At 64.1% G+C, this 6,846-nt stretch carries 5 protein-coding genes; 2 read left to right on the forward strand and 3 right to left on the reverse strand.

All coding sequences use genetic code 11. The features are described from left to right. Nucleotides 1-355: 355 nt before the first annotated feature. The 3 genes from GFH49_RS09285 to relB all read right to left on the reverse strand — a co-directional run bounded on the left by GFH49_RS09285 (nucleotide 356) and on the right by relB (nucleotide 4,051). Nucleotides 356-1,831: a hypothetical protein gene (locus GFH49_RS09285; RefSeq protein ID WP_155055338.1), complete on the reverse strand. Its 1,476-nt coding sequence runs from the start codon at nucleotides 1,829-1,831 to the stop codon at nucleotides 356-358. 326 nt (nucleotides 1,832-2,157) lie between these two features. Next, nucleotides 2,158-2,817, reverse strand: coding sequence for a PIN domain-containing protein (locus GFH49_RS09290; protein WP_155055339.1), 660 nt, complete (start codon nucleotides 2,815-2,817; stop codon nucleotides 2,158-2,160). 37 nt (nucleotides 2,818-2,854) lie between these two features. Then, nucleotides 2,855-4,051 (reverse strand): type II toxin-antitoxin system RelB family anti-toxin, encoded by a 1,197-nt coding sequence (gene relB, locus GFH49_RS09295; protein WP_155055340.1) that lies wholly within the window; start codon nucleotides 4,049-4,051, stop codon nucleotides 2,855-2,857. A gap of 514 nt (nucleotides 4,052-4,565) precedes the next feature. Between relB and istA the strand changes: the two genes are divergently transcribed. Beyond that, nucleotides 4,566-6,014, forward strand: coding sequence for an IS21 family transposase (gene istA / locus GFH49_RS09300; protein ID WP_155055341.1), 1,449 nt, complete (start codon nucleotides 4,566-4,568; stop codon nucleotides 6,012-6,014). Then, entirely contained in the window at nucleotides 6,011-6,781 is a 771-nt protein-coding gene (istB, locus tag GFH49_RS09305; RefSeq protein WP_155055342.1) for an IS21-like element helper ATPase IstB, read from the forward strand. The genes istA and istB overlap by 4 nt, the downstream gene beginning before the upstream one ends. The last annotated feature ends 65 nt before the right edge of the window (nucleotides 6,782-6,846 follow it).

Here is a 6,846-nt window from a genome sequence, read left to right on the forward strand (position 1 = left end):
GGGCCGTTGCCGACACCAACAGTGACCCTCCGTCACTTCAGCACCAAAAGTGAGCCAGAACCCGTTTCACCCGTTGCCGAGAGACCTCAAGCCGCGAGAGGCAGAAGTCTTCTGACCAGCCTTCTCGGGTGCCGTTCCTGCGGCCTGGTCGACGTGGTTGCGCAGCATGTCTCTTGCGCACGGAGGCCGCGGTCACGATGCCGACTGGACGACGAGCGCCTGGCTTGGTCACATTGAGCCGTCGGCGAGAGACACTGCCGGCCAAAGATGACCGCTCCCAGCCATCACGGGCATCGTCCTTTACCTCGCTCCGGAGAAGAGCGAAGGGCAAATCCTTCCCTGAGCAGGTGCAGTTTCACTCCGTCTCGGCAGAGCCTCCCGTCGCGTCACTGTCAGTCACGGCTGGGACTGCGGCACTACCGCGTAGGGAGGGAAACTTCCTCTTCCACCGCTGTATGTCGTGTCGCTCTCGGACGGAGAAACGGTGGCCGACGGTCTCCTCCAACGAGACCAGCCGGGTAAGGATGTCCAGCCGTTCCTTGTCAGACAGTCTCCTGCTGCGCAGACGAACGATAATTTCCTTGGCTTTCGTCAGGTCTTCGCGCTCAGCCCGCTGCTTTTGCCGTGGGCGGGCCACCGGGGGCTGCAGCTCGGGCTGGGGTTGTGGCGGGACGTTGATGGTGAGGGGCGGAATCGGAGGCCTGGGTGTTGGCACCGGAGCAGGCGTAGAGATCATTCGCTTCGCGGCCGCCAGGATGTCCTGTTCTGCCTGTGAGGGAGGCGTGCCCCGCTTGAGGAGCTTCTCCGCCCGGGCGACCAGAGCACGTGTCTGGGTAACGTCGCGGTTCCGCTGGGCCTTGCCGAGGCGGTTGAAGAGGCGTTGCCGATCACGGTCCTGTCCGTTGAGCCAGTCGTGGGCCTCCGCTAGCACCGCGTTCAGTCGGCTGAGTGCAGCACCGCTGCATCTACTGATCTCTTGCTCGGCCTGTTCACAAAGGCTCTGCACCGAGCCTGTCAGCCCAGCATGCATGTCCATCTTGATCAGGCGGATCAGTTCCCCGATCTGCCGCGAAGCGTCGGATGCCGTTTCACCGGCTACTCTCCTAAACGCGTCCTGCAGCCGCGCAGGGTCGTGGCCCTCGGCGTTCCAGATGCGTTCTACAACGGGTGTGACGAGCCATCCATCCTCTGCAATTCTGCAGTCTGACGGATCGATGCCCCAGGTCGTGGCTTCCCCTGCGACTTGCGTGCCGATGACCATGATCCGTCGACGGCCTTCGCTCTTGAACTTCACGCGGTTGACATACCGCAGCACCTGCAGCAGGTCGTCGCTGATCTGGACACCGGGCCCCAGGATGAGTGCACCAGCCCCCACCGCTTCCCAATCGATGGGGACGTCCTTGTTCATGTGAACGCGTAGTTTGTGCCCGTTCAGCTCGATGTCCACCACCGAGCCGACCGGCGCGTCATCATGGCTTACAAACCGGTACCGCGGCTCCAGTCCCTGGCGGTGGAACATCCTCTGCATCGCGCTCTTGATGAAGAGGTGATCAGCGCTGCCGATACCTCCGCCCCTTGCACGCCGACTGCAGTCAGACTGCACACCCTCCGGATCGTGAAGATGGAAAAAGTGGGACGCGCGGGTTACGCATCTCCGTGTCCCCAGCTGCCGACCGCATCCCCCCAACAAGGGGCTGCACCAGAATGTGACCCCTTGCATCTCCTCCTTAAAGACGTCCAGCTCGATCGGGTCCTCCGGACAGATCACCGGCTCGTATGAGTCGGGACCACCCAGGACTGCTGTCTGAATCAACCTCGTGTCGAAAGCCATGTACTGCCCCTTACCGAAACGCGGTACTGCAGTCTCGACCGCCCGCATACTCCTTGATCACGAAGGGCATGCGGCTCGTCTCCTGAGATCGTACTGACGCCCACTGACAACCGAACCTCACCGAAGATCACAAGCCTGGAAGGTCGCAGCCGACGAGTCCTGAGCGTCCCCCCGGGTTAGGGAGGCATCCGGAAAATCGGTGGCTCACCCTGGCCCTCAGTTGGACTAATCACCCGTCACATGTCCGGCAAGTTCATGAGGCGATCGGGAGGGAGTAACTCTCCCGCTGCAATGAAGCGAGTAACAGAGTGGGACCGAGGGTGCCACTACCCCTCCGTCTTACGGGCCAGCCACTCCTTGAAACGAACGGAAAGCGATGTGTACCCGTAGGGCGGCAACCCATCACCGAATTTACGAAGCTTTTCGTAGATCTTCTTGAGCTCCCCCTCGGTGGAGAATTTTCCGAATTCGACAGCCATTTCCAGAACATCCTCCACGGTGATGATCTGGAGATCACGGTCTGCCGCGAGGGCCTGGCCGCCCTGGTCATCGATGGCGACCAGGACCTCGTGACCCTGATCCTGGTAGTGCACTCCGTGAGCTACGACGACTGCTTCGCCAAGATCCTTCGACTCCCGCAGTGCATCTTCGAGTTGACGACCTCGCACCTCCACGAAGACCTCAACCACACGCTCGGGTGCCGACTGGGCTTGGAGCGCCGGCAGCACCTTGACGCAGTTACTGTTCGTGAAGCGGGCCCACCTGAGCTTGATCCCCTTGTACTTCCGGTCTTTACGTGCGACTTCGTCGCAGACTTCTTGCGGTACGAGGAGCACGAGATCGGCCTTCTGCAGGACGTCCACCAGGAGGCGCTGGAGGTTTGCGCCAACGAAGTGCACACAGATGACCGCGTCCAGAATACAGACCGGTTCCTGTTGCTCCAGCGAAGCGTCCTCACCGGATGCCTCTATCCGCTCCTCGGGCAAGCCCCACCCCTTCGACGCCTCCGTCAGGACTACTCTACTAGTCCTTCGCCAAGCCGCGGGCGACCAACCGCGAGAGATTAGCGCGCTTTAGGCTCGGAGGGTTGGGAACTATGTCAGCTTCCCTGAGTCCGGCTTCGACTTCTTCCGGACGGCGCCCTTCAAGCATAGCTAGAGCGCGGACTCCAATCATATTCCGACGGTACGCTTCGACAGCGCGCTCCAGGATACGCCGAGGAGCCCTTACCGCTTCGGCAGCCTGTTGTTCTTGTTTGTATGCCGGCCCCCAGCCATACCGCTGTGCCAGCTGGGCACCGGTCGGCCCGCGAAGCCCCTTTTTCTGACTTTCCGTGATCAGCGACATCAATTCAAGCTGAATGAGAATCACGACGAAGCTGACCCGGAAGTGGCGCGCCAGGAGCGCTACCGTACGTTCGTTTATACTGCAATTTTCAGACAGCCTCGCGGCGGATAGCCATGTTTTAATTCCTTCCTCCGGCGCCAAGAGGTGGCGGGCAAAAGCGTCACATCGCCGCTCCCCAGGCGTTCGTCCGTCATCCAGCTCATGCACTTGGGCACCGTCGTTCCACAGCAGGTGCCCAAGCTCGTGAGCGAAGCTGAACCGCTGACGTTCTGGGACGTCGCAGGCACGCACAGCGATGAGCGTGGTCTCACGCTCTGGATCTGTGGCGGTGAATCCGTCCGTCGTCTTGGGTAGCTGCAGCACTGCTGTGTCCACGCCGGTGAGTTGCTCGATCAGCTCATCCACGTCAGCGATGGGCGCACTACCGAGGTTAAGGGCCGTCCGAACGCGCTGCGCCAGTTCCTTCGCCTGCTGCTCCCGCGGCAAGCGCTCATCCGGCACGGGCAAGAAACCATCCGGCTTGCGCTGCTGGGTTGCGGCGGGCCCTAGCTTGTCCAGGCGAGCATCCAGCTCAAGCACTTCAAGGGTGTGCCGCAGGGCCTCTTCGCGCTCCTCAGTCACCACGTCGTTGACCCTCGCCGCGATACGCACTCTCCTGCGCACAGGATTTCCGCTGGTCAACAGCCGCACAGGGATGTCCAGGGCAACTGCGAGGCGATCCAGCTCAGCGAGCGTCACGTTGGCGCGGGCACCATTTTCGATGCGCGTCAAGGTTGGCTGGGAGAGGTGAGCGCGAGCAGCGAGGTCGCGCTGACTGAGCCCAGCACGTTCACGCTCGCGGCGGATCCGCTCCCCCACAAGCTTAAGATCCACGTAGCACCTCCTTCTGAATCAATTCTACCTGCCTGATTCACGATGGCCAGTGGTATGTGTATCACTCGCCACTGACAGTCTTTGCCGACGAGCTGCCCGCAGTGACGGAGGCCAGGAGCCCGACTGGCATTAACGCTCTGAAGTGGCCCCACTTTTTCGGTCCGAACTGGCCCCGGGTCGAGGGCTGGAGGGGTGAAGTTCCGGCTTGGACTGGCCCCGGGTTCCGGACCGGGCTGGCCCCAGTTGGAGGTTGCCAACGTAGCTTGTGACCGGGCACGTTGTTATCTGCTGAAGGCGAAGCGGCAAGTGCACGGCTTCGACGGTGCCTAGGTTGTTCGTATGGAGATCGTTGAGCTGTTGCCGGAGCTGTATATGCTTGTCGCGGTACGACGAGATGTGCATGAGTGCGTACGGGTAGATGTGTAGGTCTGTGTGCACGTGTCGGTCGCGTCAGTGAGGTGTCTCGGCCAGGCTCGGCGGCGTTGATGGCGTCGGTTGTGCTGCGGGGTGCCGGATGGTTCTGGATGCGGAACGCTGGCTGGAGTTGCGTCGGTGGCGTGGTCTGCTGGAGGCCGGGGCGACACTGGCGGAGATCGCCCGGGAGACCGGTCTGGACTGGCGGACGGTGAAGAAGTACCTGGCCGACGGTGTGGAGGACGGGCCGCCGAAGGCGGCCGCGCGGCCGGTACGTCAGAAGGCTCAGATGGTCCGTCAGTTCGCTGCGGTCATCGATGCGATGCTCCGGGCCGAGCTGCTGATCAAAGGCACGGTGGTGCACGAGCGGCTGGTGGCCGAGTACGGCTTCACCGGCAGCTACCAGCGCGTCAAGCTGTACTTGCAGGAGGCCCGCCCCCGGATCGCGGCCGAGCTGGGCATGTCCGTGGACGAGATGCGACGGCTGCACCGCCGCTTCGAAGTGATCCCAGGCAGCCAGGCTCAGGTCGACTGGGGCGACGAGGGCAAGGTCCTCGCCCACATGGGCATCGAGAAGGTCTACTCCTTCCACATGACCTTGTCGTACTCCCGCGACCCGTTCTGCTGCTTCACCACCAGTCAGGACATCGAGACCTTCTTCGCCTGCCACCGGGCCGCGTTCGCGCACTTCGGCGGGGTGCCCGCGACGATCGTCTACGACCGCACCAAGACCGTGGTCCGTCGCCACGTCGCGCCGGGCAAGGCAGTCCCCCTGCATCCGGAGGCCGTTGCCTTCGCCGGGCACTACGACTTCGAACCGGACGTGCTGGCCGCCTACCGGCCCACCGGCAAGGGCCGGGTGGAGCGGCAAGTGCGGATCGTGCGCGACCACGTGCTGGCCGGCCGCTCCTTCTCCTCGATCGAAGAACTGGACGCCGCGTTCCTGGCCTGGGTGCCGCTGCGCCGCGCCCGGGTGCACGCCACCCACGGCGAGATCATCGGCTTCCGCGCCCGCCGCGACCACGCCGCCCTCAAGCCGCTGCCGGCCACCGACTACCTGCCCGCCCACCGAGAGTGGCGCCACGTCGGCAAGGACTGCCTGGTCTCCTTCAACGGCAGCCTGTACTCGGTGCCCGCCCGCAAGGTCGCTTTCCGCCAGCTCGTCGAGGTCCGCGCCACCGCAGACAGTGTCACCCTTCACGCCGTCGGCCCGGACGGGCTCAAACGCGACCTCCTCGCCGAGCACCCCCGCGCCTGCCGTCCCCGCCAGCGCGTCGTTGACGAGGCGCACTGGGACGGCCTGCCCGACGGCCACACCCGCGCCGTCACCATCAGCCACGAAGACTCCGAGCCGGCGGGCGGCACCGTCGTGCCCCTGCACCGCTCCGCTCCCACCCCGGTCACAGGCCCTTTGCAGGCGCTGCTGACCCGCAACGCTGCCGCGGCTGTCGCGGTCGAGCGCCGCCCGCTCTCACTCTACGAACAACTCGCCCACGCCCACCCCGCCCCATCTCCCGCCCGTCTGCGAGCCGTTGAGGAAGACCGTTGAACGAACTGGTCACCACCCGCATCCGTGCCACCGCCCAGCGGCTCGGCCTGACTCACCTGCCCGAACAGCTCGACGCCTTCGCCCGCCGCGCCGAGGAAGCCTCCATGGGCTACCTCGACTTCCTCGACCTGGTCCTCGACGAGGAGGCCGCCCACCGCGACGAGCGCCGCTTCCGCAGCGCGCTGCGGCTGTCCAAGCTGCCGCACCACAAGACGCTGGACGACTTCGACTTTTCCTTCCAGCCTGAGCTCGACCCCCGCCGGGTCAAAGACCTCGCCTCGCTGTCCTTCGTGGAGGACAAGGGCAACGCCGCCCTGCTCGGCCCACCCGGGGTGGGCAAGACGCATATCGCAGTCGCCCTCGCGGTCGCCGCCTGCCGAGCCGGGTTCTCCGTCTACTTCACGACGCTGGACGACATGGTCCGCAAGCTCAAGAGCGCCGACACCATCGGCCGCCTCGCCGGCACCCTGCGCACCTACACCCGCCCGAACGTTTTGGTCGTGGACGAGATCGGCTACCAGCCCCTGGACCGCGCCGAGGCCAACCTGGTCTTCCAGCTGATCTCGAAGCGCTACGAGAAGGGCTCGATCATCCTCACCTCGAACAAGAGCTTCGGAGAATGGGGACAGGTGTTCGGAGATGAGGTACTGGCAACAGCCATCCTTGACCGGCTCCTTCACCACTGCGAGGTCATCACGATCAACGGCTCCAGCTACCGGCTCCGCAACCGCCTCGCCGCCCTCCAGGAGAACGAGCAGGTGGCCTGACCCGGTACGGCCAGAACGACACGTCTACGCGTACCCCTCACGACATACAAAGGGGTACGCGGACA

Origin of the sequence: Streptomyces blattellae (genome assembly GCF_009709555.1) — a bacterium.
GTDB lineage: Bacteria > Actinomycetota > Actinomycetes > Streptomycetales > Streptomycetaceae > Streptomyces > Streptomyces blattellae.

Excerpts from the sequence above, each read along its gene's own strand:
- GFH49_RS09285 (WP_155055338.1), bottom strand. The coding sequence starts at position 1,831 with ATGGCTTTCGACACGAGGTTGATTCAGACAGCAGTCCTGGGTGGTCCC.
- istA (WP_155055341.1), top strand. The coding sequence starts at position 4,566 with ATGGTTCTGGATGCGGAACGCTGGCTGGAGTTGCGTCGGTGGCGTGGT.